Genomic DNA, 25,533 nt, shown 5'->3' on the forward strand with positions numbered 1-25,533 from the left:
GTCAATTCACCGACCCCGACCGCGATTCCGACCCCGATTGCCCTTCGCCACGATCGTGTCGATGGCGGCTGTGACAGCGAGCACGAACGCGTGGTCTTCACCGGCCATCACCTCGACGCCATATAGATCGCGGAATCGGAACCACCGCCTGGAGATGGTGGCGACAGGGGCGCCGTTCCGCGTGATGGTGTACTCGTGAGCGAAAATGTTCCCTTGCACTTGGAGGTTCTAGCCGTCGGCGACCTCGATCTCGAATCTGTTCCGGAGGGGTTTCACGAGGGCCATGTGACCGTCGCAACCCGTCGGCCGTCTCGCTCGATCACCATCGTCTCCCTGATCCTAGCGATGCGCTCCTGAATGTGGTAGAGTGATCGGCCCTGCAGGTCGTTGAGCTGGAACCCGAGCTGTTACGGCGATTGCTGTCATTCGCCGGTGGCGCATCCGTGACATACGTATTCGTGCTCCTTCTCCCGGAGGTGAGCGAGGCTGCGTTAACGGTTGGTACGATTGAAGGGGCGGCGTTTCTCACTGCGCAGCGAGTCTATGAAGCAACGTTTTCGTCGCTGATAGCCACGAGCTTCTGGGTCATCTTGTAGGCCTTTCAGTCGCGGCTCCCGCTTGGCCGTCGGCCACGCCGTCCTTCGCGTCGATTCTGGACGTCCCCGACGAACAGGACGCGGGGAACGACCGATCAACTGACGCTGAGACGGTCGTATCGAAGTTCGCCCGCGGCGTAGTCCGAGGAGGTGGGCCATCCGAGCGGGGGGTTCGGTGGTTCTTCCTCGGAAACCTCCGCCTCAACGAATCCGACCCGGACGTAGACGTCCTGTCCCAGTCGCTCGGTCAAGAGGTCGTCAAGTTGTTGGGCGAGGTCAGGTGGTGCCTCGCGGTCGCGAGGAATTCCGATGAGGACGTTGACTTCCGGCTCGTTCCCGAGCAGTAAGTCGACGGGTTCGTAGTCGACGGTCACCTCGACGAGCTCGACGCCTTCGATGCCCCCTTCGTCGAACTCTCTCTGGATTTGATCCTGAGCCTGCGCCTCGAAAGACTGCGTCTGGAACGTGGTCCAGGTGACGGCACCGAGGGCGAGAGAGAGGACAGCAACCCCAATGATGATAATTACGATACGAGAGAACACTGCCGCTCGCATGCTCTCGAACTGTCCCGCATCGACCGGTTTGAAGCCGGCTACGTAGAACAGGATGAGCGCCGAGAGGTTGATAGCGAGGAGGTTCACGAGGACGAGTATCCCCGCTCCGACAGCGGCTCCAGGGACCCCGAACGCGATTCCCAGACCGGAGGTTGCCGCAGGGGGAATGAGCGCCACGGCGATGGCCACGCCCACGAGTGCCGAACCGGCACCCCGCATGATGCTAATCGCCCCGGCGAGGCCCGAACCGAGAGCGAGAAACAGCGCCAGAAAGTTCGGATTTGTCCGTTCTGTGACCTGCGGGATGCTCAAAATGTCGAGCTGGGGGGGAACGAGAATCGTCTGCTGCACTACCCAGCCCATGACGGCACCGACCGCGATGGCTGTGACGAGCCCCGTCACTTGGAGCTTAACACCTCGAGATGCCATCCGCTGGTCGTCGAGAATCGTCCCGACGCTCGCGGAGATGGCGGGACCCATGAGTGGCGCGACTACCATCGCACCGATGATGGTGGCGGCGGAGTCGAGTAATAGTCCTGTAGTTGCGATGATCGTACTCAGGATGAGGAATGCGAAAAACGTCGAGTTGGCTGGCGCGAGGTCTTGCGCTCGCGTATACAACTCCTCCCGCGAGATGCGTAGCCCCGGGAACCGTTCTACCAACTCCGGGAGCCGTTGTGAGACGACGGTCTCCGTCGCCATGACGATCGTGTAAGCGTCCTCTCGAACTCCCGCCTCCGTCAGTCGCTCCAGTATCGGTTCGACACCGCTCGCCGGGACGGGGAACTGGACCATGGCCTCGAAATCCCCCCGGCCGACTTCTTCGAAGACCGCGTAGTCGATCCCTTCCTCGTCGAGAGCCCCGAGAACACTCTCTCGTGATCCGTCGGGGATCAATACTTGTACGAGGCGCATACGGTGTAAAGGACGTCTGTAGCAATAAATAATTGTTAAGATGACATGTTAGTCAGGAATATCGCGGAGGACAAACCGGCTTCGAAGCCCCACGGTACCACCACTATTCGATTCCGTGCGACGAGGGAATACCAGTATCAGTTTCGTCTTGTCTGTAGATAGCGGTCTTACCCGAGGAGGTTCTGAAGCGTCAGGACGACGAACAGACCGATCACCAGTTCGGAGATAATCCACGAGTTGTCGTTCATCCAGTCGCGGATCTTCGGGAGTGTGGCTTCTGCCCGCTTGCCCAAGACAAACACACCAAGAGACGGAAGTGCTAAAATAAAGAGTGTGAGCAGGACGAACCCAGCCGCGTCCGTGACCGGGTCGCCGTTCGCCGCGAGGTAGGTTCCGACGCTAATCGAGGTGACAATGTCGGTCGGGAAGACCCCCAACAGGAGAAACCCCAGCCGAAACGAGAACCGCGGTGACGCGCTGGTCAACTTCCCCATCCACTCCGGCGGTTCGGATACGTTCCGCTTTCGGTAGGTCTCCACCGCCGCGTAGAGGAGGAGGACGAGGACAACGAGATAGAGCAGTTGCTTCGCGCTCGCACCGAGTAGACCGCCACCACCGCCGAAACGGTTCCCGAGGAGGTACGCGACGACGACGATGAGACTGATCGAAAGAGACGCGCCGAAGACGTACGCCGCAGAGTTCTTCCGCCACTCTTCGCTCGTGGCGAGAAAGATGGGCGAGAGTATCTGTGGACCCGCGATCATCACGATGGCCAACGGGAGCACCTGCACGAGACTCATAGCTCGTGCTCGTTGTGATCCGATTCGTTCTGTCGACCAGAGCCTCTATTTGCGGGAACGTATGAATTGTGCAACATTATCGGGCTCCCTTGTCGGAGAGTAGTAAGCCGACGATGGCATTAGTGTTATTGGGGGAACACGATAGCCATTGTTTCTTACACGTACTGCGTTCGCCTGGAGTCGCTCTGTTGCCGATTGAACCCCATGCCGTAGCCCCCTTGACGATCAAGATGAGGCACTTCTCGGAACGTTTTATCATCTCAGGAATGTTGATTCAAAAGAAGGGAGTACTAATATAGCGACACATCTTCTCGACGACGAGTACCGCATAATACGCGACGGCGAGCGCACCGCCGAGAGCTCGAAGGGTTCGAGATACGTACGGCGTATCTCGTATTTTAGCGTTCTCTGAGTAGGAATTGAACAGCGCAAAAAAGTTGTGAGGTTCGGTATTTTCTACATTCGCACTGTATACTCAACACGGCTCTGCCAACATCACCAATAGCTGAGAGAAGGACCAGCGTTAGATCTGCGCGATCTATTCAGCACGGCTTGTTTGAATTACTCGAATCTGTCAGAGGTGGCGTGATCGACTCAGAGGATGAGTTCAGTGCGATGATCTCGTTTGTTTCACGCCTAATCTAATGAACCAGCCGTTCGGTAGGTCTGCGAACTGAGCGCCGGAAAGTAATGACGTTCAATGGAAATTGAGAGGGTATAATACCAGAATGATATATGTGGATTAAAGCCTGCTTTTAATACTCTTAGGGGGATAGCCACCAGCAATGGATACAGAAGACAAAGAAATCCTTCGTATACTTACAGACTCTACTAATAGTGAAATTTTAACAGCGCTCACTGATGCTCCTCGCGGCCTCTCTGTAACGGAACTCGCCGAACAACTCGTTTCAGGGGAGGAAACGGAACTCAAGCAGACGATCATCTCGCTCCATCACAATTACCTGCCCCGACTCGATGAAGCGTGTCTCCCGTACGCGGAGAACGCCATCGAACGCGGCGTCGACCTTCACGCCGGGACGAAAAACCGAGACGCTCGAGAGGCCAGCAGCGGTCGCTGATGACGCTCCCGAATTCGCTGTCCACGTCTCCCTCTCGACGGTCGATCGGACGTCCTATGCAGCAACTGTGACGCGGATCCTGCAGTCGAAAAACCTGCGACCGACTCGAGACGCTGTCTCGCTGCTTCACGCATTGACCAACTCACCGTACGCCACTGCTCGAGCACTGCAGCAACTGGCCGATGAAGAGAAACATCGTGAACTCCGACCAGACGAACTCCGCTACGCGTTAGGAGCACTCGATCCCGAGCAGTTGCTCTCCGGTCTCCCACTAACAGTTGGACGAATCGTTCAGACGCTTCTCACAGCCAAAAACCGCCTGTCACAGCGTGACCTCGCCGACCAAGCAGGCGTCTCAACACGGACCATCCGGAACTATCGCAACCGGTTCGAGGCGTTCGATCTCATCCAGATTGACGAGACCGGGTACCGCCTAGCACTCTCATTCCAGACTACTTCCGAACGCCGCGATCCCGTTGGTCCACCAGTCCTCGAGGTGAACCAGACGCTCCTCGACGCCGCCGACGCGTTTCTCGAGACACTCCTCCCGCCAGCGCGATACAGTGATCCCCGATGACCCACTCGGCAGCGTGCTGTTCTGGCCGCCGGATCCGTCGCGATTACTCGATCACCACCGAGTCGGATCGTGGCTGCGATTAGCAGCTGCGCTCACAGCGATAGAACCTACCGGGAATAACCGAGCGGTGCAGATGGGCCCACCGCTTGAACAGCAAGCGCTTTGCGCTTGACACCCTCTCGTGCCTAACCAGTCGATGGTAGCACGGTTCCTTCCTTCAGAACTCTGTCTGAAACTGAATCGGGTAGTTCAGTAAGTACGTGTGCGAACCTAACGCGCTTACTTCCATCAGCCAATATGGATGTTGGGAGAGCCGTGCTGAATACAGAGCGCGTATTTAGTATCGCAACGAACTCAGATACAGGTTCACCCGGAGCCCTGCGGGGTTTTCGTCGTCCCAGTCACTCCGAATGGGGTGCTTCCGTTGCGGGTGGCACTCGAGACCGGCCTGCGAGACTCCCGAACAGCCACTCGGATCGCGTGAGCTGGGCCTCTCGCTCTTGTTGCTTGGGGAACCTCCGTTCACGGGTTTGGGCGTAGTTCAGCAATGCAACGAGGACTACGCCTCCGATCGTGTTGCCGAGGAGGACCGGGAGGAAGAGATCTACGGTGACGGCTGCCAGGCTGGCTGCATCGGAGAACACCAAGTACATGGCTTCGCAGGATGTGACGACGACGTGATGGAGCCCGGTCGCTGGAATCATATAGATGATCCCGTAAATGAGCAGCAGACGGGCGGTCGAGTCCCGCGTTGCATGGTTGAGCCAGACCATGCCCGCGACGAGCCATCCAGCGAAGATTGCCTTGAAGAACAGGTCCCACCACGGTGTCTCAACGGCCTCTAATCCAAACTCCACGGCCAACCGCGTTGATTCGGGGGTGAACACGCCGGTCTTCGCCAGTACTAGCGCGCCCATCGTCGCACCCAAGACGTTGCCTACGAGAACGATCATCCACAGACGTAACAGGAGCGGCAGACTGGCGATACGGGTCAACACCAGCGTCACCGGTGGAAGCGTGTTCTCGGTGAACAGCTGGTACCGTCCCATGACGATGAACAGGAACCCGATCGGGTACAACGTCGCTGCCAGTAAGCCGGTCGGCTCGCCGGGCACCGCTGCCGCGACTGCGGCGTGACCGAGGAACGTCAGTGTGATCGCGAATCCGGCTGCCAATCCGCTGTAAAACAGTTCGCGGCTGCTTGAGTCGATCTCCTCTTCAGCGGTCGCGACGACCCGCTGGAAAATCTCGTCGGTCGAAAACCAGTCTCGAACGGCTGCACCGGCAGCGGGTGCGCCGCTTTGTGCGTGATCGAGCGCATCCCGGAACCGCTCCTCGACCTTGTCGGGATGGAGGGATTGATTTTCTCCTGTCTCCTCCTCGTCAGGCGAGTCCCCACCTGTCATAGAGTCATTACGGCACCACCGGATATGTAATCCCTCCCCGGGGCATTACGGACCGGCGCTGGAGTGGTTCATCCGGGTGAATATGAGCGGAACTACCCGCTGAATAACGTCTCTGGCCGTATTTAGACACGGGATTCGAAGGCGATAGAACCCACAGTCGGGTGTCGTCACGCGAAAGTAAGAGGTGCTATCGAAAGAAAGCCCGTCACCACAATCTCTCGTTCTATCGAGGCTATAGGATTATCGCTTTGACCGCTAGTCGAAGTTCTCGGCGACGATTCGCATATTGGATCAGACTTACGCCCCAGAGCTGCTCTCACTAGACTAACGTCTAAACGAGGCCGAGCCCCTGTATTCAGCAGTCGGGTACTGACAGTGCCGGGGAGATAGTATTCGACGTGCTGCACTTATCCTCTCTATCTCGCACACGGTTTCCATCTGAAATATGATGGTTTGTTCAGCTACTGCTGAATACTGGACGCGTATTCAGCGGATTCCGATGATCACTCGGTGAGTACGGCCGACCGTCGGAACGAAGAACTGCCGTCTCACTAAACTGGTATCGGGAATTCACTCAATTGATCCATCAGCTCGAAGAAAACCACCCTTATCGTGCATCGTGGTGTGCTCTTGCAACAGTTGCATGACCAGCAATGGCTGCCAGATTATCACTAGATGCCTATCTATTCCCTGTGATCGTACCTCGCTTGAGGCGTGACTTATGACGATCACCGCTCCGATCGACGAACTCGAATACGAAAAGCTTGCTAAGGAAACCCATGGCAAGGTGCTCCGTCCCGGAGACGACGGCTACGACGAGGCCCGATCGATCTGGAATGCGATGATCGACCGGGAACCGGCCGTCATCGTCCGCCCCGCCGGGGCAGCCGACGTGATGACCGCCGTGGAGTTTGCCCGCGATCGCGATCTCCCGCTCTCAGTCAAAGGTGGCGGCCATAACGTCGCTGGTAACGCCATCTGTGACAACGGTCTCACGATCGATCTGTCCACAATCTCATTGGTACGAGTTGATTCCTCATCACGAACCGCCCGCATCGGGCCCGGTGCGACGATGGCCGACCTCGACCACGAGACGCAGGCGTTCGGCCTCGCTACACCTGGCGGCGTCATCTCGACGACCGGCGTCGCCGGGGTCACGCTCGGCGGTGGGATCGGCTGGCTCAGCCGTAAATACGGCCTTTCGATCGACAACCTTCGGTCGGTCGATGTCGTCACCGCGGACGGGGAGCTTGTAACCGCAAATGAAGACGAGAACCTGGACCTCTTCTGGGCGATCCGCGGCGGAAGCGGTAACTTCGGGATCATCACGTCGTTCGAATTCGATCTCCACGAAGTCGGCCCGCAAGTGCTTTTCGGGCCGATTGTCTATCCGTACGAGGACGCACCTGACGTGCTCGCCCGCTACGGAGAGTTTACTCGAGGCGCACCGCGAGAGTGCACTGTCTGGGCGAACAGCGTCGCTGCGCCGCCGCTTCCGTTCCTTCCCGAAGCGATCCACGGAACTACGGTTCTCATACTGATGGGATTCTATGCCGGCGATCTCGATGAGGGCAAAGCGGTGCTCGAACCGCTCCGTAAGTACGGCGATCCCATCGCCGACGCCGTCGAACCGATGCGCTATACCGAGGTCCAGAGCCTGCTGGACGAACTGTACGCTGAGGGTGCCCGAAACTACTGGAAGGCGCCCAATTTCACGGCCCTCACCGAAGAGACGATCGACACCGTAATCGACTCCGCTGAACGGTCCCCGACCCCGCAATCTGAGGTACTCATCCATCAGGTCGGCGGGGCCGTCAACGATGTCGCGTCGGATGCGACCGCATACCCACACCGGAATACGGAGTACATCGTAACCGTCGGCGCACGCTGGGAGGATCCGGCGAAGGACGACGAGTGCATCGCGTGGGTTCGAGAGTGTCACGATGCGCTCGCTGAAGGTGCGACGGGCGGGACGTACGTCAACTTCGAGGGCGACCGCGAGGGCCGTGAGCGGAACGCATACGGTGAGAACTACGACCGACTCGTCGAGTCGAAAAACGAGTACGACCCGGAGAACCTCTTCCAACTGAATCAAAACGTGAAGCCGGCGGACTAGGAGGGAAGTGGTTCATACATTCTTTGTATCCAGCACACCTCTCTTGACAGCGACTCGGGAGTTTGGACAGAGCCTGCTGAATACAGAGCGCGTATGCATCACCAAGATTACGAACGACCACAGCATTATCCCGCTTGCTTCCCTAAGGTGCAGGGATGGTAGACACGGAAAACGGCCGAGAGAAGCAAGCAAACGACGAGAACCGACGCGGGGACGGAGTTCCGGACTCGCTTCCCGAGTGCCACCGTCGCGGCTGCACCGAGAGGGCGACGTTTGTCGTCCTCGAACGATATCAGGAAGAAACCGGGCACGGTGCCGTTGAAGCAGAGGCCGTTCTCTGTCAAGAGCATGCCGACGAAGAGAGTCCCACGAATCTTGATGGTAGTTATGCGGATTACGTGTTTCGTGTCGAGCCTCTCCAAGGGACACTGGACATGGACACAGAGTAATCAAACGGATGTAGTTCGATCACTCTGTCGTGCTGAATCCATCCTCTATATTCAGCAGGTCGTTTCTAACGCCTATCCGAGAGATGTGGAGCTGCTCCGGTAATGCCTTCGCCTGTACTGAGTAGTCTGTTCAATCCAAATGGGGCGAAAATAAGCCATACACAGATTTTGGCATTCGCAACTACTGTTTACGCCGGTCAAGGATACCAACATAAAGTTCTTCCTTAGTTAACAAACTGATTATATATATATATATATATATATATATATATTCGAATATATTCGGAAACGAAAATTCGCTCATAGTCACTGCGTTCTACCCGGACGTGTATCCCAAGTTAGCTGATTCAGAATAGCCAATTCTGAATTAGCCTATTTTGAGTTTGGTTACTCGGTATGCTTATACTGATGTCCGAACATCGGACAGTATGGACCTATTCGTCGGCCGACAAACCGAGCTCTCGCGGCTTCAGGACTGCTATGGGTCCGACGAGGCCGGCATAGTCGTCATCTTCGGCCGACGCCGGCTCGGTAAGACAGAACTTGTTCGGCAGTCACTGAGCGATCGCGACAATACCGTCTTCTACCAGGCAACCGAGACGACGTCGCAGGTGCAACTCGACGAGTTCATCAATGTCGCGTCGGAGTCGTTCCCCAGCATCGACCGCATCAAAGGGGAGTGGGAGTCACTTCTGGGCTATCTCGCTGAGCAGGACGCGGTCGTCGTACTGGACGAGTTCCCGTACCTCATCGACGCAGATGAGAGCCTTCTGTCAGTCATCCAGCGGCTATGGGACCAAGAGATACAGGACACGGCCGCGACGCTCGTGCTCGTGGGTTCGTCAATCAGCATGATGGAGGAAGCGACGCTCCTCGGGAACAGTCCACTGTACGGCCGGCTCACCGAGAAGATCGACCTTCGACAGCTCGACTTCGACGCTGCGTGCGAGTTCTTCCCCACTCGTATACCCCGGAGGAACAGATGTTCGCGTGGGGCGTGTTCGGCGGGACGCCGTACTACCTCGACGGCGTCGAACTGGACCACGATCTCGGAACTGTCATCCAGCGCTCAATTCTCTCCCAGCAGGGGTACCTTCACAACGAACCCGAGTACGTCCTGCGTACCGAACTCACCGAACCCAACCGGTACTTCGCCATCCTGAAAGCGATCGCCGCCGGGAACACGACCGCGAACGGGATTGCGGGGACAGTCGGCATCGATGGGAAGCAGATTTCGACGTATGCCCAGAAGCTAGAACGGCTTCGCCTCGTCGAGCGTGAAGTCCCGATCACTGAGGACAAGACGAAGTCACGACGGGGGAGATACCGGATCGTCGACCCCCTGTTCCGGTTCTGGTTCCGGTTCGTCTACGGCAACGAAGACCGATACGAGCGCCTCGGTGACGACGCCTACGAGACAGTTATCGAACCAGAGATGGCCGACTTCGTGAGCCAAGAGTTCGAGAGGCTCTGTCAGGATGCACTCCCCGAGCTGTATCCCGAAGAGACATTCGTCGACATCGGTCGGTGGTGGTACAAGGAACACGAGGTCGACATCGTCGGTCTGACGGACGACGGGACGATGGTCGCTGGCGAGTGCAAGTTCACGTCGTCGCCACTTGACTACAGTGCACTCGCGTCGCTCGAAGACCACACCGACCAGATTCGATGGGCACCCAACAGTGGCGATGTGGAGCGGAAGTACGTGCTCTTCGCCAGAAGTAGATTCACGCAGTCGGTTCGTGAGGCCGCCGCTGAACGCGACGACCTCGAACTGGTCGACCTCGCAGAAATTATCGAGAACGTCTGACTGCGCCGGACGAGGATCTCACCACGAAACTCACAGCCGGCAACTATGAGGATCGCGACCGCTTCCGTAGCGAGATTATGCGGTCGGCTCACGGCCTTGGTGAACACTGATTCATTTCGTCTTTCGATGGGAGTTCGATCGGCTCGCCCGTTGGTTCGATGAGTTCGCTCATGTGTCTCTCTTCCAGTCGGGAAAGTCTAGTTAATTATCTTGCCGCTACTCGTCTGCCCCGGACCCCTCGAACATCTCCATTTGATTCGAGCAAGCGTGTAGGACGCCCTGATTGTCCAAGAAGACCCGCTTGTACCGTTCTGTGACGTGACTTCTAATTCTAATGTAACCTAACATGATTAGGTATATTCAAACCGGCAGCCGTTCCGGATGAACGGCAAGTGGTCTTGGCTGTATGCTGCAATAGACACCGAGACAACGTTGATCCTCGACGTTGCGTTGTTTAGTCGACATAGCACTGATCCGGCGGTTGCGCTTCTGCAGAAACTCCGCGAGAAACATGATTTCTCCGAGGCTGCGTTTCTCGTTGATCAATTTGGCTATCAGACTACCCCTCTCTCAAGTCGGACTGAGCGGTCGGGTTAACTATACCGACCGAAACCGCCTCGAAAAGTGGTTTCACACCCTCAAAATGCGAATTGACCGCTTCCATAATTCATGGGTGGGCAGTCGGACGAGCGTCCGAGAGTGGCTTGAACAGTTTATGCATTATGAACCAGTTGCACTACCCGAGGAAGTTTCACGTTCTATACTGACTCAATCTCTCACTGAGGGTACTAACTAAACAGCTCGAAAATCCACCACCCCTAATTAGCCTAGACTCACTCAAAGTTTAGACGCGTCTAATTTATATATTGGGAGTGCCAACTAGCGCATATGGGTATCCGTAGGCTCAACCAGCGGAGGAGATCATGCCCTCGATAGATTACGATAGTGCAGCAGACGTCATAGAACGTCTCGAACAGCGATTGATCGAATCACTCACCGGTGAAACGAGCGTCAGTCGTCGCACAGTACTCGGCAGTCTCGGTGTTGCCGGGAGTGCAGCAGTCGGACTCGGGAGTACCCGAGCAAGTGTGGTGCCTGGCCACAACGACGAGGATGGACACGGTAACTTCGGCACGGTGGGCGAATACCAGGATCTGGATTTCGACCCGCACGAGTTCCTCACCGCGTTCAACACCGGAGACAGCGGACAGGATAACGTTCCCCAGCAGATCTATGAGGTGGATGGCCGAACCATCCGGGAGTTCGAATTAACTGCCGTCGACACGACGATTACCATCGCGCCGGGCGTTGAGTTCCAGGCATGGGCGTACAACGGCCAGGTGCCGGGTCCGACGATCCGCGCCGTTGAGGGAGACCTGCTCCGGATCAAGTTCACGAACTTGGGACGGCATGCTCACACGATTCACCCGCATCTGAAGAACCTCAACCCGCGAATGGATGGAATCCCTCAGAACGGGCCTGGTGTACTCGATACGGGGGAATCCTTCACCTACGAGTGGATCGCCCAGCCTACCGGCACGCACTTCTATCACTGCCACTCGCTCCCACTGAAAGAGCACATCCACCGCGGACTCTACGGCACGATCATCGTTGATCCGGACCCCGAACGCGTTAGGGAGAACCCACGCGACTATGTCAATTACCCTGGCCCGATTACTGACGACTTCCGGACACAGCTCGTCGAAGAGGCAAGGAGTCGGAATCACGAGTACGCCGAAAACGACGCCGTCAACGAGATGGTAATGATAATGAACTCGTTCGATACCAACTTCGACGGCGAAAACGAGGTCTACGCGGCGAACACACGGGCGTTCGGATACGGGGTCGGTGAAACCGACGGCAACGGTAACTGGACGGCGGGCGAGACAAAACGCCCCATCCAGATTGACAAGAACGAACTCCAGCGCGTGTACCTCGCCAATGCCACGGAGTTCGACCTCATCAATTCGTTCCACACGCACTCGCAGTTCTTCGACTATTACGACCATGGGACGACGCTGACGCCAACGCGCAAGACTGTGGATACGATCATGCAGACGCAGGCGCAGCGCGGTATCCTCGAGATCGACTACTCGGATCACGAACCCGGACTGTACATGTTCCACGCGCATCAGTCGGAGTTTGCCGAACTCGGCTGGATGAGCTTCTTCAAGGTGATCTAATATGACGGACAAAGGAGAACACTTGACGACGGACGGTGGTGTACCAGCTGAGAACGAGACCACACAGCCCCTCGGATTACCGCGGTGGGTCAGCGCGTTACTCCCGATCGTGTTGCTCGTGCTCGTCCTGGGTGTGTTCGCGTTCACGTCACCGCTTGCCGGTGTTCAAAGCGGCGCACCGCTCCCGGACGTGACGGTCACGCACGCAACGCTTCCGAGCGACGACACGGTCGTACTGCACGTGACGAATAACGGGCCCGAATCCGTGACGATATCACAGGTCCTCGTCGATGAAGCCTACTGGAATTTCCGGGTCGACGGAGCCGGTGGTGACCAAACGCTCGCCCCGATGGAAAGCGCACAGATCGTGGTTCCGTATCACTGGAATCCAGGGTGGGATCTCGAGGTCGCTCTCGTCCTCTCTGACGGATCGACGTTCCATAACACGATCGTCGCTCCGAGTCAGTCACCCGGATTTAGCCTCAGTCTGCTCGGGACGCTTGCAGTCATCGGGCTGTTCGTCGGTGTCATCCCGGTCGCACTCGGGATGCTATGGTTCCCCTACATCAAGACGATGAGCGATCGGTGGCTGCACGCCGTGCTCTTATTCGCGGCCGGCGTACTGAGCTTCTTGGCGTTCGACGCCGGGTTCGAGGCGTTCGAACTCGCCGAGCGGGTTCCAGGCGCGTACAAGGGCAACCTCCTGGTCGTCTTCGGAATCTTTGGCGCACTTCTTCTGGTCCAGGCGATCAGTGCGTGGCGTGAGGGCCGTGTCGCCGCTGGCGATAGTCGGGCGAGTAGCGGTCTCTGGATCGCCTATCTGGTCGCGGTAGGGATCGGTCTGCACAACCTCGCGGAGGGACTTGCTATCGGGAGTTCGTTTGCACTCGGGCGTGTGTCGCTCGGGGCATTCCTCGTGATTGGGTTCATGCTCCACAACGTGACGGAAGGCCCGGCCGTCGTTGCACCGGTTGCCCGCGGAAAACGCCCGTCGCTCAAGCACTTCGCCGCACTCGGCGTTATCGCCGGCGCACCCGTCATCCTCGGTGGCTGGATCGGTAGTCTTGCGTACTCGCCGACGATCGGCGCCTTCTTCCTCGCGATCGGGGTTGGTGCGATCCTGCAGGTCAACTGGGAGATCGCTCGAATGGTTCGGGATGCGGGCGGTCGCGTGGCCAGCGCCACGAACCTGCTTGCATTCCTGTTTGGCCTCGGCGTTATGTACGTGACCGACCTCTTTGTGGCGCTCTAATAGACATCACCCAATTCTGTTACAATGTCGATCAAGTATTACGATCGGCGGATGGTGTTGCGACTTAGCACAGCCACTCTAGCGACTCTCAGCACCGCTGGATGTTTGAGTAGGCAGGCGTCGTCGATCCAGACCATCACGATGCCCGACAACCACACGTTTGAGCCGAAGACTACGACGATCAAATCTGGAGAGACGGTAACGTGGACGAACGAGAGCGATATCCAGCACACGGTTACAGCGTACGAAGACGAGATTCCAGACGAGGCCGAGTACTTCGCAAGTAGTGGCTTTGAGTCAGAGCGTGCTGCGAGAAACCGGATCAACGAGGGACTCATCGCTCCGGGCGAGAACTACAAGCACACGTTCGATCAACCCGGAACGTACGAATATTATTGTATCCCACACGAGAGTTCTAGGATGGTCGGAACGATTCGAATCGAATGAGCCACCTCAAGTAATGGGAGACAGGAATCCGCCTAGAGAATCGTTGCTCCTCCCGCATCATTCGAGAAGTGCGCGACAGACACCCTGTAAAAAAGTCACAGCCTACCGCATGCCCCGCCGATTGAGGACGTTCGATGAGATTCGCGAGCGCGTTGATCCCGACGAGCACGACGCAAAAACGCACGTAGCCACGATCTAGTACGACCTCGACGCTTGGGAGTACACGAGTGAGCATTCCGTAGAGGGGGGATCGGTAACGGTTGAATTTCCCGACGAGGGCGTCAAGTGCCTCTGACGTTAATTCGTTATCACCAACTCCTCCTTATCTTTCGATGCCACTTCACCAAGGATTCTCGAGTCTGGTCGCAAGACAGCGGTAACAGACGGACGATCGATGCCTGAACGGACAGGATTTCGGCGAACGCCCAGCACCGCACCGTGGCCGTTGTTGCTGGCGAACGGTGGACAGTCGGTCTGGAACACGCAAAATGGACAGTCACGTGGTGTTGCTCGAGTTCAGTGATTCGCTAGTCACCAGGGCTGACAGTCCACTCGGCTAGAAGCCTCTGGAGTCCAAGACGTGCTGGCAGTTAAGACTGACAGTCCCTCTGTCACGTGTTGGCTGACACGGCGCCGTGTGGCTCGTGGATGGTCCTACTGAACTGGAGTTCGCAAGTGACAGTCCCCTACTGCTGTCGAGTTCATGAGTGAAATCGAGTCCACATGATCCGCTGTTGCTGGAACCGCAGTGTTTCGCACAAGACGGCACCCAACTAGTGCGGTCACGGTGGAACCCAGATGGTGCGTCGATGCTGGCATCCCACTGGTGCTCTCATGCTGTTTACATTGGTCATCCCCGTCTCATTACACCGGAACCCTAGTCGTTCGTAGTACGGTTGGCACCCCATCGAGAGACACAAGCAACTCTTCGCCTGATAGGCGCTGAACGCTCTCATCAGGCAATCTGTCACTGGGTACATCGGCTGGCTGACAGCGTATCAGACCCGCCGACGTCCACGAGAGCGAAGCGCTCGTGCGGCCTCTTGGAGCGCTTTGCGCTCCAATGGTCGGCGAATCGAAGATTCGCCTCGACAGCAGAACGCTCTGCGTTCTGAGGACGGCATCGCCGTCGCAGGTCGCTGTCGACGAAACTGCTGTTAAGATCAACAGCGAGTGTTCTTGTCTGTACGATGCAATAGACACCGAGACAAAGATGATTCTTGACGTTGAATTGTTTAGTCGACATGTTACAGATCCGGCGGCTGCGTTTCTGCAGAAACTCCGCGAGAGATACGATTTTTCCAAGACGGAGTTTCTCGTCGATCAATTTGGCTATTGGACTGCCCCTCTCTCGAGTCGGACTAAGCGGTCGGGTCAACTATACCGACCGAAACCGCATCAAAAAGTGGTTTCACACCCTCAAAATGCGAGTTGACCGCTTCCATAACTCATGAGTTGATAGTCAAGCGAACGCTAGGGAATGAATTGAACAGCTTTTCCACTACTACACATATAACGACTACACTAGTCACTCAACAAAGAATCGCTAGCGGACGTGGTCTGTACGTCTGTTCGTCGTGCGAAACGACGATGAGCGCAGACATGAAAGGTTTCATGAATATCCGAAGAAAGATAACTTAGAGTCCCCCGACGGGGGATATGAGTAATGGCTGGTTGGCATAGCCCGGAGTCTTCCTGTTCGACCGTGAGAGCGGACAGTTCATACCGAGAGAACAGGAAGACTGCAAACCCTAATATCCCAACGCTCGGGATTCCTCCGCTTTCAGCCGGAGGCCAATATGAAATCCACAAATATTCGAGTATCACTATACATCAGCTTCAATATGGTTACAAAAACCCAAGTACCCCATATAGTGGGTTATTCTCAATGCTCGAAAGAATAGGTTCCCGGCACTGTCTAGTTTAGCACCTCCGCTGACGTTTGTCTGTTGAGTGATTGGTGCGGTCGTTGTGTGTTATAATAGTGTACAAACTGTTCAAGTCATTCCCTGACGCTCGCCTGACTTCCCACCCACGAATTATGGAAGCGGTCAACTCGCATTTTGAAGGTGTGAAACCACTTTTTAATCAATTTCGATCAGCGTAGTCGAGCTGACCGCTCAATCCTAACCGAGAGAGGGCAGTCAGATATCCATAGCTATCGACGAGAAACACGGTATCGGAGAGATCGTGTTTCTCGGTCAATCGATGCAGGAATGTAGCGGCCGGATCGGTGCCTCGTCGTCCAAACACTGCGACATCGAGAACGAGTCTAGAGTCCACGTCTATTGCAGCGTATACCCAAGACCAGTCGCCGTTGATCTTGACAGCGGCTCATCAACAGCGACCCGCGACGGCTGCGCCGTCGGCGGGTCTGATACGCTGTCAGCCAGCCGATGTACCCAGTGCCAGATTGCCTGATGAGAGCGTTCAATGCCTATCAGGCGAAGAATTGCTTGTGTCTCTCGGAGCGAACATCCGGTCGCGTGGAGGCGGACGGCGAACACTCTGACGGGCGTCCTCAGAACGCTCCGCGTTCTAATGGGCCGCACAAGAGCTACCCTCTTGTGAACGTCGCCGTCCGCTCACGCTCCCAAGATTCATCAAATTCCGCCGCGTAGCATTCGCTGAGCAGGTCCGCGAGCGGCATAGCCAACCTAGCTCTACGACCTACTCGCTTCTCAAACCGCGCTAACTAGACGATGCCGCTCGGGACGATGCCAAGAACGACCTCGGTGAGCGAGGGGGGTACCTGGGACTCAGCTTCACCGCCGGTAAACTCGACGCCACGGCCGGGTTGAAGGGCGTTCGCGACGGCAAGTCCGATGGTGCCTGCGATGGTAGTCGTTACTGCGTAGAGGCCGACGGTCGCTCCTCCTATCTTGCCAAGTCGAGCTGGCGACAGCTGGCGGATTCCAGTCAGCAGCGTGAAGACGATGATCGGAATCACCAGCAAGTTGAGCAGCCGCAAGAATAGGTCTCCGAGCGATTCGACGACCGTCATCTGCTCACCGAATGCGATCCCCGCTGCGGATCCGAGAAGGAACGTGAGTGTGATGCGATAGATCAATGGCACCGACCGGTACCGCTGCCATACTGGACCAACCGTTGAGTACATGTGCGCTATCAGGGATTCTCTATTTAAACAGCTAACCTTATCGCTCGTATTTGAAGCAGCCTATGACAGCTGTTCGTCCGTAGAAATGGGGACGGACTGCCTCACAACGGATGATTCGGTCGCTGTAGGTGTCGGCGTTCGTCTCGCGGCGGCCGACTGCATTGATCAACGCCGGCGTGATCGTGTATTCACCATCGCTCGAACCAGTCGCCACGGTCAGATCGATATCGCGGGCGACGTACTGCCGAGGCTGCTCGTTAAGTGCCGACCAACTTGGTATCCGATACGCGTTGCGAGTGATCATCTGGCGATATCTCGCTTCAGGAACTGAGTCGTCTTTGCGTCTAGCGACGCTGTTGTTACATCAGGTGTTCACATGGATTTCGGCAGCGGGCTTCAGTCGAGCCCCCGACCCCCTCCTGGGAGCGACAAACCATCTCAAGCGAACCTCCAGTTCAACTTGCAGTTTATGAGTAGACAGTGGTCTGTGTTCTTTATCCAGAACCTTCTCTGAATAGAATCGCCCGATTCGGTAACTACACCTGTACGCGTCACGGGAAAATCAACCATGATCAGTCAAGTTGCACCGCCTGTTCGGTCGGGGACTCCGCAAGCTGGGTCGTCTGATCCAACTCGCTCGAGCGGTAGATTGCGTCAATCACACGCTGGACGGTCAAGGCCTCCTCCACCGTGTTCGTCTCCGGGACACCTGCCGTCGCGATCGCCTCAAGAAACCGTTCATCTTGCTCGCTATAGCCAGTCATAGTAGAGTCTCCGCTTAGATTGACATCAGCGTAATGATCACAACCGGCCGTTCCAGCTTCGAGAATCTGCAGATCCGTATCGCCGATGGTGAACTGGGCCCCTGACTGCGTGCCGCGGACGCGGAAGTCCATATTCTCCTCGCGGTTGGTTGCCCAGGCGGCCTCGAGCGAGATGGTCTGCCCGTCGGCACAGCGAATAAAGGCGCTGACGGAGTCGTCGACCTCGTAGGTCTCGGCCTCGGCGTCCCAGTTGTCACCGAAGCCCTCAGGGTCGGCGTACTCCGCGTCGGTACCGAACGTCGTCCGGGTGACGCCGCTCACTTCGACGATCTCAGGGAAGTCAAGCGCGTAGAGCGCAAGATCGAGCGCGTGGACCCCGATATCGAGCAGGGCCCCGCCGCCGGCGAGTTCGGGACTGGTGAACCATGACCCTGGCCCGGGGACACCGCGCCGGCGCACGTAGTTGGCTTCAACGTGGGTGAGATCACCAAAGCGGCCGCGCGCGTGCTGTTCGTCGAACATGGCCATCGACGCGGCATGGCGATTATGAAAGCCGACCATACAGACGCTGTTTGCCCGGGCTGCTGTCTCAGCAATCCTCTCCGCACTTTCCAGCGTGTGTGCAAGTGGTTTCTCAATGAGAACGTCACACCCTGCATCAAGGGCTGCGACGGCGATCGGTTCGTGAAACCGGTTGGGCGTCGCCACAATGACGGCATCAACCGCCTCGTCCACGACGAGTTCCTCATGAGTCTCATACGTCCGTGCACCGAACTCGTCAGCGAATTGTTCGCGTTGTTCCGAGACAAGGTCTGCGCCAGCGACGATAGTAGCGCCGAGTTCCTGTACGCTTCGAGCATGGAGATTGCCCATACCGCCGAGGCCGACGATTCCGATCCCAATCCCCTCGCCGATCATGGCCACACCTCAGATTCCGTAGCACCAGCAATGGAAGCGCACTGAAAAACAAGCCATTTCGACAGTATTTGTCCCCACTCCTGTTCCAGGGAGAACGCGATCAGCGATCGAAAGAAGGGTAGTGGTTGGTTTACCATACTCACTACTAAGCACGACGTGCTTGTGAGTTAGCCCGGTCAGTGTCTCCGGGTTTTAAATGGTACCCTATTCCGACGACGAGTGATACCTGCAGACTCTGTACTGAACGATCACCACTTTCACACATAGAGCCGAATCCCGTTACAGAGGTTGTCGCTCTGAACGCGTCGAAAGAGTGTACACGCCTGTTCTCGTAGTGAGTCAGATAATACGAGCGCGCTTACGAGACGTCGGACTTCCCCGAGACCCGTTGCAAGATTCCGTTCACGCTTCGACCGCCACTGGCTGCGTCGGTGTTCGCGACGAAGTCGGTTGAGCTGCCGGCGTTTTTGTTCCGAGAGTGTGTTTCCGTGTCCATCTCTGTATCTGCCGATCTCGGTCGACAGTCCGCGGTCGTGGTGATCGGCAGTGAGTGGAGCCTCCGTTCGACAGTGTCTCGAGTCTTCGTCCGAAGCGAACCACTCGGGTCCGCGATCGAGTCGATCTTCTCCGGTAGGAAGACCTCCTCTTCCTCGCTCGGACCACCCCTCGGCTCGTCGGTGGATGTGACATCGGCTTCGACCTCACAAGGGTTCGTCTGAAACCCGGCGGTCATCCTGTATCTGGCCGATTTCGACGTACTTCGACCTCACAAGGGTTCGTCTGAAACCATGACGGAATTCCGGCTCGGACCACTACTACTGGCACGTTACACAAATCGATTTTCATCAACCCCCAATAGCAGGTCTTCCGGGGGGTCGACGATCAGATCATTCAATCTAATTTCTCAACCCACTCCGAGATCGACGGTCCAGAACGCATCAAATGATCCTAGCAACTTACAGCGACCGTCTCTGTGACCACGATATTATCCTGTGACGTCGACGCGGCACTCGAGATTGGCGCCGACAGAAATCAGTAGTCTTATCACGAAATTATCCTGTTTTGTTGACATGAACCGACGGAACGTGCTCCTCGCGAGCGGCGCCGCGACTGTCGTCCACCCTTCGTCGATCGCTGCGTCGACAGGTGGCACCTCGTCGTCGGGACCGTCGACGGTCAACTCCTCGTATACCCGCTCCGGCAGGATGAAGGTGATGTCGTTCCGGCGGGCGAATCGGCGGATAGCCTTGTACCGGTTGTTCAACGGCTGTCCCATCGCGACGAACAGACCGGTGTCGGCGATGTGGAGCGTGCTCACGCGTCGTCAGCTGCGTCGCCGTTGTTGATGTCCATCTCGTCGAGCGACGCGCCCGACGCCTCAAGCTCGTAGTGCTCGTGGACAACGGGGCGGAGCGCCTGCAGGACGATCTCGGCGGCCAGCGGCGAAATATTGAGATCATCAGCCATCAGCCGGTGGGTCACCTCGCCCCGTTCGCGGGCGACGGCGTAGGTGAGCGCCGTTGCGAGGCCGGCAACGCCGTGGTGGTCGATGTAGGTGTCGATGTCGCCGTTAGTCTCGCGGCGCCCGACCGCGTCGATCAGCGCCGGTGTAATCGTGTACTCCCGGTCGCCCGCGGCCGTCGTCACGGTCAGGTCGATCTCGCGGGCGGCGTACCGTCGGGGTTGCTCGTCGTGGGTGATCTCGACGACGCCGGCGTCGACGAGCCGATTGACGTAGCTGTAGGCCGTTCCTTGGGCGAGCTCGAGTTCGTCCATCACGTCCTGAACGGTTGCCTCGTCCTCGTGAGCGAGGTACGCGTACAGTTGGGCCAGCTGTGGCTCTTCCAGCAGACCCGCAACCGAGAGGAAGTCGCGGACGATGTCGCCGTCAGCCCGGTTCGAAGTGCGTGACACGGTTCGTCTCTTAATTACAGTTTACAGCGAAACAGTAAAGAGTGTTTGGGTTACTCCACCAGCGTCGCGACAAGGTGCTCCTCGAGGGCGCGTCCAGTTATGTGGCTGGCCCACAGGGACTACAGCGGGCGCAGAGTTGGAGCGGACCTTCGAGGTGGCCGAGTTCCACTCGGAGCCATGTGAGCCGGACAGGACCGAAGGTCCTTCGGTGCCGAGCGAGATGTCGTAGAAGGCACAGCTAACGAGCGTCTGCTGTCTCACTCGTTCTCTTCGTCGGCGTCGCGGGCGGCCGTCCAACCCCAGTGGAAGACGGCCAACTGCGTAGTTGAGTCGAAGGCAATACTACTCGGTTCGTGGACGAGGACTTGGTCCTCGGGAACGGGCGTGACGACCTCTGCGTCGACGAGCTCACTGACCCGGTTGCGAGCCATCGCGTCGTCGATGTCTCCCGTCGCGACGGCAGCGGCGTCACGGTCCTGAGCAAGAAGTGTTTGTTCGAACTGTTTGTAGTCGGCACTCGTATCGTCGAGGGGATCAGACATGGTGAATCGCGCCGGGCACGCGAGAGTGCGCCTCGCGCCTCATGGCGCCGACAGATTCATCGTCGGTAGCAGGTGGGGTGGTGAAGCAGATCCTAAGCTTCCGGAGTGTTAACCAACAATTTGAGATCGCTCCCAGGATCGTTGGTTAAGGCAAGCACCCTCCGGCAGAACTGCAGAAGAGAACACAAATTCGGGGGAGAGACCGAGATCTACCCACGGCTAGTGGCTACCTGGGTACGGTGACTTAGTCCCCACTATTGCGTTGCTCAGCATCGCTCGGTAAGTTATTCATTGATCTCTCTCAGCGCCTGTTCAGTCTTAATGGCTCTGTTGAAACTATCATATAGTGATAGATTCAGAACCTCCGCGTTCAGTACAGGTGAGAGCGTTACCAGCAGAGCCGTCGATCTATCTGCTGGCTGCTAAGAATCGCACGCTGAAGTTACTTGTCAACAATACCCGCACCAGAGTGTTTATACTGTGCTAAACGCGCATAGCACACATGACCGAGAGCGGCACTGTCGAACGGGTTTTTATCGCACCTGAAGCCGAAGCGGAGATGGAAGAACAGACCGACGTTGAAGCAGTTGCCGAACAGGGACTCCGCGGTGATCGCTACTTTAGCGAAATTGAGACGGGAACCTTCGTCGAGTGGGAGCCAGATGAGGAACGCCACGATGGGTACGACCTCACGTTGATCGAGCAAGAGGCTGTCACAGCAATCGAACGTGAAGCGGGCATCGAACTCGCACCGGGAGAACACCGACGAAACATCGAAACCCGCGATGTCGCACTCAATCATCTCGTTGGACAACGATTCCGAGTCGGTGACGCCATCTGTCGAGGGGATCGACTATGTGAACCGTGTAATCATCTGCAACGCATCACTCAGGACGGCGTATTGCAGGCACTCACTCATCGAGGTGGGCTCCGAGCGGACATTCTCGAAGACGGGATGATTCGCCCCGGGGACGTCATCGAACCGCTCGAATAATCCTCACTCTCTCGTTTAGAAACAGTTCGCATTCCTACTTGCGGCTGCCACATCTGGTGGACAATCGACCCGCTTGCAGATCGGGACGGTCGGGAGGAGGGGGAACGTGCGCCTACGGTAGCGCCGTCCGGAGATCCTCGCAGAGGTCATCGGCGTCTTCGAGGCCAACGGATACCCGGACCAGCGTCTCGGGAATCTCCGCTGACTCCTCACTACGACTGAACTCGTCTGGGATCATTAGTGACGGTACCTCAACAAGGCTCTCCACCCCGCCGAGACTCGCTCCCGGGGTGAATACCTCAAGCCCCTCGATGAACGCCTCGAGTTCGATGAGTGTACCGTCGAACTCGAATGACAGCATCCCGCTGTACCCCGACATCTGCTCACGCGCAAGATCGTGTTGCGGGTGGCTCTCGAGACCCGGATAGTAGACACGAGCGACCCGATCGTGGCTTTCGAGGAACCGGGCAACTGCCATCGCGTTCTGCTCGTGATGTTCCATCCGCGCGGGCAGCGTCTTGATGCCTCGCGTAACGAGGTAGCAGTCGAACGGCGAAAGCATATTCCCAAGCCCGACCCGCTGCGCGAACGCTAATTGCTCGAAAACCCCACTGTCGTCGGTGATAACGGCACCGCCGATCGAGTCGGAGTGCCCGTTGAGATACTTGGTGGTGCTGTGAACGACGACGTCAGCACCCAGTTCGAGTGGGGATTGGTAGTACGGACTCGCAAAGGTACTGTCTACGCTGAACAGGGCATCGTGGTCATCGGCGATGTCGGCTATCGTTTGGATATCGCATAACCTAATCAAGGGGTTCGACGGTGTTTCTGCCCAGATCAAGTCAGTGTCTGCGTTGACTGCATCGGCGACGTTGTCGAGATTACGGGCGTCAACAAAGTCGATGTCAACGCCGAGATGTCCGGCCATGTGTTCCGTGAGCAGTTTTTCGGTTCCACTATAGATGGTGTCCGAGGAGACGACGTGGCCTCCCGGAGGAACCAGCGACAGCATCGTCGTCGATGTGGCGGCCATTCCGGAGGCGAACACCAATCCATGCTCGCCGCCTTCGAGGCGGGCTAACTGCTCTTCGAGGGCTGCCCGCGTCGGATTGCTCTCGCGTGAATAGTCGTGTTCATTGGCATCTTCCCCGTTGGCCCACTCGAACGTAGTCGAAAGGTGGATCGGCGGGACGACGTCGTTCGTTCCATCTCTGTGAGGATGCGTCTCGGTGTCAGCTGCGCCGACTGCGATGGTCGCGAATCGATTCCTGTCGGACTGGCTATCGTGTCGTGTCATCAGATACTCACCACGGGACCGCTCGGACCCGATTTAGAGGGACGTTCATAGGAATGTTTTCAGTTACGAAGGATAAGCGTGAAGTTCCCGGCGAGGATGGCCAGGAACCCAGACCCGACTTAGACGTGGTCAGCGAGTCGTTGGTTGCTAACCATTGTCTGCTCTGAGGGGAAGCGTTTTGTTCGCGTGGACGAGTGAATCGTCCTGATGTATTTGGTGACGTTCCGCCTCGCTCCGGGTGAGTACGATGCGGAGTTTCACGAGTTGAATGACGCGATACAAGCAGCAGCTGAGGACACGGAGGGATATCTGGGCAAGCAGACGTGGCATGCACCGAATAGTGAGGAGGTCCTTGTCGTCTACTACTGGGAGTCGTTGGACGCACTCGAGTCGTTTGGAGCGGATGCGGACCACAAACGCGCGAAACAGCGGTGGACGGAGTGGTACGATGCGTATGAGGTCACCGTTACGGAAGTCGTTGAGACATATGGGAGCGGGTTCGGTGACGATGCGAGCCCACTCGTGTAGGGAATCACCGACTGGTTTGATTACTGAAGTCCGCAAGCGAATACCGAGTTCCTTCCTGTATCGGCAATTCAATAGCCTCGATCGAAATCTCCTGTTTCTGCAAGAGACGCGCGATGTATTCAGCACGAGCCAGCGAACATTATCAGTACCTACCAGAGATACCGACGTTCAGTTCGCACGTGTAGTGAGCGTGTGCTTCACGCTGAAATACATTTGGAAAATAGAATTTCAATAGAGCCGTCTCAAGGAGTGTCTCATACAGTTCGTCGACGGGAATCTGCTCGTTATCCACGGCGCCGCGTTCTGGGTGATACCCCTGATTACCGTACTCCGAGTCGGAACCGGATTGTCGAACCGAGATCTCAGTCGAGCTCAGGGACGTCCTGTGGACCGGGCTCGTCTGGCGTTATCGGTCCAGTACCTCGACGTCGGGATTCGCACCAGCTGGACCAGCGACTGCTTTCGCACGCTCGAGTTCGGGGCACTCTTGCTGGGCCTGCCGTTCGAGGGCGACTGCTCGACGACAGCGGTCGCTTCTCCTACCGTCGACAACGATGTCGTCATCCTCGATCGTGAACCGCTTGCCACGGTGATCGATCTGCTCGAGCATCAGTACGCGTCCTCCTGAGCCGTGTCTCGAGCGTCCGCCTGCAGGTGCTCGTACCGGATCTCACAGCGGTCCGAGCAGAAGCGGCCAGCGTATCCTGTCTGATCGCGAGTGGGTGCCGAACAACTCGGCATCCGACACGCGTTACAGTTAGTCATCTGACGATACCTCGCTTCAGGAACTGAGTCGTCTCCGCGTCTGACGACGCTGTTGCTACATCAGTTGTTCGCATGGGTTGCTGTGGCGGGCTTCAGTTGAGCCCCCGCGCCCCTCCTGAGGGCGACAAACCATCGCAAGCGAACCAGCAGTTTATCAGTAGATAGTATCACGGTTTATTTATCCAGAGTCATTCTTGATATCGAATCGTTCGATTCAGCAACTACAGGTGCGAACAGATCATACACGGCGCCGAGTCGTCACTATCTCCGCACGAATCAGCCACTCTGAAAGCTACTGACCACCATTGCTTATCGAATCCGCTGCATCAGGGTTTATAGACTCGTTCACATACCGAACTGTCTCGGAATCGCTATCCATACCCTCGCGTTCGCGTAACCGCTGTTTCGCGCGTTCCTCCGAGAGTGGATGTTTATTCACCGTTATATCGGGCCTATCGATATCGGGCTCTTCATCATCCAGTTCTTTCTGGATGGTTTGGTAGATATGT

Annotated in this window: 20 protein-coding genes and 11 pseudogenes; 14 read left to right on the forward strand and 17 right to left on the reverse strand. The window is 57.0% G+C overall.

Features of this window, described 5'->3' with window-relative positions; genetic code table 11:
* Positions 1 to 6 precede the first annotated feature (6 nt).
* From EH209_RS25165 to EH209_RS18950, 3 genes are all read right to left on the reverse strand, one after another.
* On the reverse strand, positions 7 to 219 hold the full coding sequence (locus EH209_RS25165; RefSeq protein WP_126664400.1) for a hypothetical protein: 213 nt from the start codon (positions 217 to 219) through the stop codon (positions 7 to 9).
* Between the two features lie 472 nt (positions 220 to 691).
* Complete coding sequence (locus tag EH209_RS18945) at positions 692 to 2,065, reverse strand: TIGR00341 family protein (protein WP_126664401.1); 1,374 nt, start codon at positions 2,063 to 2,065, stop codon at positions 692 to 694.
* Between the two features lie 167 nt (positions 2,066 to 2,232).
* Complete coding sequence (locus EH209_RS18950) at positions 2,233 to 2,865, reverse strand: GAP family protein (RefSeq protein ID WP_126664402.1); 633 nt, start codon at positions 2,863 to 2,865, stop codon at positions 2,233 to 2,235.
* 785 nt (positions 2,866 to 3,650) lie between these two features.
* On the opposite strand from EH209_RS18950, the gene EH209_RS18955 reads away from it, so the two are divergent.
* Both EH209_RS18955 and EH209_RS24240 read left to right on the forward strand, forming a co-directional pair.
* Positions 3,651 to 3,944 carry a hypothetical protein gene (locus EH209_RS18955; RefSeq protein WP_211338397.1) on the forward strand — a complete coding sequence of 98 codons (294 nt, stop codon included), beginning with the start codon at positions 3,651 to 3,653 and terminating at the stop codon, positions 3,942 to 3,944.
* 133 nt (positions 3,945 to 4,077) lie between these two features.
* Positions 4,078 to 4,521 carry an HTH domain-containing protein gene (locus tag EH209_RS24240; RefSeq protein WP_249038851.1) on the forward strand — a complete coding sequence of 148 codons (444 nt, stop codon included), beginning with the start codon at positions 4,078 to 4,080 and terminating at the stop codon, positions 4,519 to 4,521.
* 401 nt (positions 4,522 to 4,922) lie between these two features.
* Here EH209_RS24240 and EH209_RS18965 read toward each other — a convergent pair whose 3' ends face one another.
* A complete protein-coding gene (locus EH209_RS18965; RefSeq protein WP_126664403.1) occupies positions 4,923 to 5,927 on the reverse strand; it encodes a formate/nitrite transporter family protein in 1,005 nt (334 codons plus the stop codon).
* Between the two features lie 721 nt (positions 5,928 to 6,648).
* Between EH209_RS18965 and EH209_RS18970 the strand changes: the two genes are divergently transcribed.
* The 3 genes and pseudogenes from EH209_RS18970 to EH209_RS18980 all read left to right on the forward strand — a co-directional run bounded on the left by EH209_RS18970 (position 6,649) and on the right by EH209_RS18980 (position 10,302).
* Entirely contained in the window at positions 6,649 to 8,043 is a 1,395-nt protein-coding gene (locus EH209_RS18970) for an FAD-binding oxidoreductase (protein ID WP_126664404.1), read from the forward strand.
* Positions 8,044 to 8,198: 155 nt separating this feature from the next.
* On the forward strand, positions 8,199 to 8,492 hold the full coding sequence (locus EH209_RS18975) for a hypothetical protein (RefSeq protein ID WP_126664405.1): 294 nt from the start codon (positions 8,199 to 8,201) through the stop codon (positions 8,490 to 8,492).
* 428 nt (positions 8,493 to 8,920) lie between these two features.
* Positions 8,921 to 10,302, forward strand: a pseudogene (locus EH209_RS18980) (ATP-binding protein).
* Positions 10,303 to 10,518: 216 nt separating this feature from the next.
* On the opposite strand, the gene EH209_RS25300 reads toward EH209_RS18980, so the two are convergent.
* Positions 10,519 to 10,650: a DUF7563 family protein gene (locus tag EH209_RS25300; protein ID WP_449271923.1), complete on the reverse strand. Its 132-nt coding sequence runs from the start codon at positions 10,648 to 10,650 to the stop codon at positions 10,519 to 10,521.
* Positions 10,651 to 10,680: 30 nt separating this feature from the next.
* Here EH209_RS25300 and EH209_RS18985 point away from each other — a divergent pair.
* The 7 genes and pseudogenes from EH209_RS18985 to EH209_RS24765 all read left to right on the forward strand — a co-directional run.
* Positions 10,681 to 11,098: pseudogene (locus EH209_RS18985) on the forward strand (IS6 family transposase); the annotation flags it as partial.
* Between the two features lie 127 nt (positions 11,099 to 11,225).
* Entirely contained in the window at positions 11,226 to 12,485 is a 1,260-nt protein-coding gene (locus EH209_RS18990; RefSeq protein ID WP_126664406.1) for a multicopper oxidase domain-containing protein, read from the forward strand.
* Between the two features lies 1 nt (position 12,486).
* A complete protein-coding gene (locus EH209_RS18995; protein WP_126664407.1) occupies positions 12,487 to 13,737 on the forward strand; it encodes a ZIP family metal transporter in 1,251 nt (416 codons plus the stop codon).
* A 141-nt stretch (positions 13,738 to 13,878) separates the two neighbouring features.
* Positions 13,879 to 14,184: a cupredoxin domain-containing protein gene (locus tag EH209_RS19000; protein WP_249038852.1), complete on the forward strand. Its 306-nt coding sequence runs from the start codon at positions 13,879 to 13,881 to the stop codon at positions 14,182 to 14,184.
* 908 nt (positions 14,185 to 15,092) lie between these two features.
* Positions 15,093 to 15,194: pseudogene (locus tag EH209_RS25170) on the forward strand (IS6 family transposase); the annotation flags it as partial.
* A 107-nt stretch (positions 15,195 to 15,301) separates the two neighbouring features.
* Positions 15,302 to 15,734 (forward strand): annotated as a pseudogene (locus EH209_RS25175) (DDE-type integrase/transposase/recombinase); the annotation flags it as partial.
* A 4-nt stretch (positions 15,735 to 15,738) separates the two neighbouring features.
* Positions 15,739 to 15,939 (forward strand): annotated as a pseudogene (locus EH209_RS24765) (RNA-guided endonuclease TnpB family protein); the annotation flags it as partial.
* Between the two features lie 163 nt (positions 15,940 to 16,102).
* Here the strand turns inward: EH209_RS24765 and EH209_RS19020 are convergent.
* The 9 genes and pseudogenes from EH209_RS19020 to EH209_RS19060 form a co-directional block, all read right to left on the reverse strand.
* Positions 16,103 to 16,834: pseudogene (locus EH209_RS19020) on the reverse strand (IS6 family transposase).
* Between the two features lie 48 nt (positions 16,835 to 16,882).
* Positions 16,883 to 17,302, reverse strand: a pseudogene (locus tag EH209_RS19025) (cation:dicarboxylate symporter family transporter); the annotation flags it as partial.
* 115 nt (positions 17,303 to 17,417) lie between these two features.
* Positions 17,418 to 17,561, reverse strand: a pseudogene (locus EH209_RS19030) (ArsR family transcriptional regulator); the annotation flags it as partial.
* Positions 17,562 to 17,874: 313 nt separating this feature from the next.
* Positions 17,875 to 18,984, reverse strand: coding sequence for a Gfo/Idh/MocA family protein (locus tag EH209_RS19035; protein ID WP_126664409.1), 1,110 nt, complete (start codon positions 18,982 to 18,984; stop codon positions 17,875 to 17,877).
* A 275-nt stretch (positions 18,985 to 19,259) separates the two neighbouring features.
* Positions 19,260 to 19,625, reverse strand: a pseudogene (locus EH209_RS24770) (transcription initiation factor IIB family protein); the annotation flags it as partial.
* A 455-nt stretch (positions 19,626 to 20,080) separates the two neighbouring features.
* Positions 20,081 to 20,302, reverse strand: a pseudogene (locus EH209_RS19045) (hypothetical protein); the annotation flags it as partial.
* Positions 20,299 to 20,898: a DUF7437 domain-containing protein gene (locus EH209_RS19050; RefSeq protein ID WP_126664410.1), complete on the reverse strand. Its 600-nt coding sequence runs from the start codon at positions 20,896 to 20,898 to the stop codon at positions 20,299 to 20,301. The pseudogene EH209_RS19045 and the gene EH209_RS19050, both read right to left, overlap by 4 nt.
* A 50-nt stretch (positions 20,899 to 20,948) precedes the next feature.
* Positions 20,949 to 21,082, reverse strand: a pseudogene (locus tag EH209_RS25305) (DUF7558 family protein); the annotation flags it as partial.
* A 73-nt stretch (positions 21,083 to 21,155) separates the two neighbouring features.
* Positions 21,156 to 21,440, reverse strand: a complete 285-nt coding sequence (locus EH209_RS19060; RefSeq protein ID WP_126664411.1) for a hypothetical protein — start codon at positions 21,438 to 21,440, stop codon at positions 21,156 to 21,158.
* A gap of 502 nt (positions 21,441 to 21,942) precedes the next feature.
* On the opposite strand from EH209_RS19060, the gene EH209_RS19065 reads away from it, so the two are divergent.
* Complete coding sequence (locus tag EH209_RS19065; RefSeq protein ID WP_126664412.1) at positions 21,943 to 22,434, forward strand: MOSC domain-containing protein; 492 nt, start codon at positions 21,943 to 21,945, stop codon at positions 22,432 to 22,434.
* Between the two features lie 112 nt (positions 22,435 to 22,546).
* Here the strand turns inward: EH209_RS19065 and EH209_RS19070 are convergent, their stop codons facing one another.
* The gene (locus EH209_RS19070; RefSeq protein WP_126664413.1) at positions 22,547 to 23,731 is read right to left on the reverse strand and encodes a trans-sulfuration enzyme family protein; all 1,185 of its coding nucleotides are present in this window, start codon (positions 23,729 to 23,731) and stop codon (positions 22,547 to 22,549) included.
* Between the two features lie 207 nt (positions 23,732 to 23,938).
* On the opposite strand from EH209_RS19070, the gene EH209_RS19075 reads away from it, so the two are divergent.
* A complete protein-coding gene (locus EH209_RS19075) occupies positions 23,939 to 24,259 on the forward strand; it encodes an antibiotic biosynthesis monooxygenase family protein (protein ID WP_126664414.1) in 321 nt (106 codons plus the stop codon).
* Positions 24,260 to 24,665: 406 nt separating this feature from the next.
* Here EH209_RS19075 and EH209_RS24775 read toward each other — a convergent pair whose 3' ends face one another.
* Positions 24,666 to 24,869: a hypothetical protein gene (locus tag EH209_RS24775; RefSeq protein ID WP_126664415.1), complete on the reverse strand. Its 204-nt coding sequence runs from the start codon at positions 24,867 to 24,869 to the stop codon at positions 24,666 to 24,668.
* The gene (locus tag EH209_RS24780) at positions 24,869 to 25,024 is read right to left on the reverse strand and encodes a hypothetical protein (RefSeq protein ID WP_164722084.1); all 156 of its coding nucleotides are present in this window, start codon (positions 25,022 to 25,024) and stop codon (positions 24,869 to 24,871) included. The genes EH209_RS24775 and EH209_RS24780 overlap by 1 nt, the downstream gene beginning before the upstream one ends.
* Between the last annotated feature and the right edge of the window lie 509 nt (positions 25,025 to 25,533).

The sequence above is a fragment of the Haloterrigena salifodinae genome (genome assembly GCF_003977755.1).
Taxonomy (GTDB): Archaea; Halobacteriota; Halobacteria; order Halobacteriales; family Natrialbaceae; genus Haloterrigena; species Haloterrigena salifodinae.

Coding starts and splice junctions, on each gene's coding strand:
- EH209_RS18975 (WP_126664405.1), top strand. CDS start 8,199: ATGGTAGACACGGAAAACGGCCGAGAGAAGCAAGCAAACGACGAGAAC.
- EH209_RS19000 (WP_249038852.1), top strand. CDS start 13,879: ATGCCCGACAACCACACGTTTGAGCCGAAGACTACGACGATCAAATCT.
- EH209_RS18970 (WP_126664404.1), top strand. CDS start 6,649: ATGACGATCACCGCTCCGATCGACGAACTCGAATACGAAAAGCTTGCT.
- EH209_RS18995 (WP_126664407.1), top strand. CDS start 12,487: ATGACGGACAAAGGAGAACACTTGACGACGGACGGTGGTGTACCAGCT.
- EH209_RS18950 (WP_126664402.1), bottom strand. CDS start 2,865: ATGAGTCTCGTGCAGGTGCTCCCGTTGGCCATCGTGATGATCGCGGGT.
- EH209_RS19035 (WP_126664409.1), bottom strand. CDS start 18,984: ATGATCGGCGAGGGGATTGGGATCGGAATCGTCGGCCTCGGCGGTATG.
- EH209_RS19060 (WP_126664411.1), bottom strand. CDS start 21,440: ATGTCTGATCCCCTCGACGATACGAGTGCCGACTACAAACAGTTCGAA.
- EH209_RS19075 (WP_126664414.1), top strand. CDS start 23,939: ATGTATTTGGTGACGTTCCGCCTCGCTCCGGGTGAGTACGATGCGGAG.
- EH209_RS19065 (WP_126664412.1), top strand. CDS start 21,943: ATGACCGAGAGCGGCACTGTCGAACGGGTTTTTATCGCACCTGAAGCC.
- EH209_RS18955 (WP_211338397.1), top strand. CDS start 3,651: ATGGATACAGAAGACAAAGAAATCCTTCGTATACTTACAGACTCTACT.
- EH209_RS18965 (WP_126664403.1), bottom strand. CDS start 5,927: ATGACAGGTGGGGACTCGCCTGACGAGGAGGAGACAGGAGAAAATCAA.
- EH209_RS18945 (WP_126664401.1), bottom strand. CDS start 2,065: ATGCGCCTCGTACAAGTATTGATCCCCGACGGATCACGAGAGAGTGTT.
- EH209_RS24780 (WP_164722084.1), bottom strand. CDS start 25,024: ATGACTAACTGTAACGCGTGTCGGATGCCGAGTTGTTCGGCACCCACT.
- EH209_RS25300 (WP_449271923.1), bottom strand. CDS start 10,650: ATGTTAGGTTACATTAGAATTAGAAGTCACGTCACAGAACGGTACAAG.
- EH209_RS19070 (WP_126664413.1), bottom strand. CDS start 23,731: ATGACACGACACGATAGCCAGTCCGACAGGAATCGATTCGCGACCATC.
- EH209_RS24775 (WP_126664415.1), bottom strand. CDS start 24,869: ATGCTCGAGCAGATCGATCACCGTGGCAAGCGGTTCACGATCGAGGAT.
- EH209_RS18990 (WP_126664406.1), top strand. CDS start 11,226: ATGCCCTCGATAGATTACGATAGTGCAGCAGACGTCATAGAACGTCTC.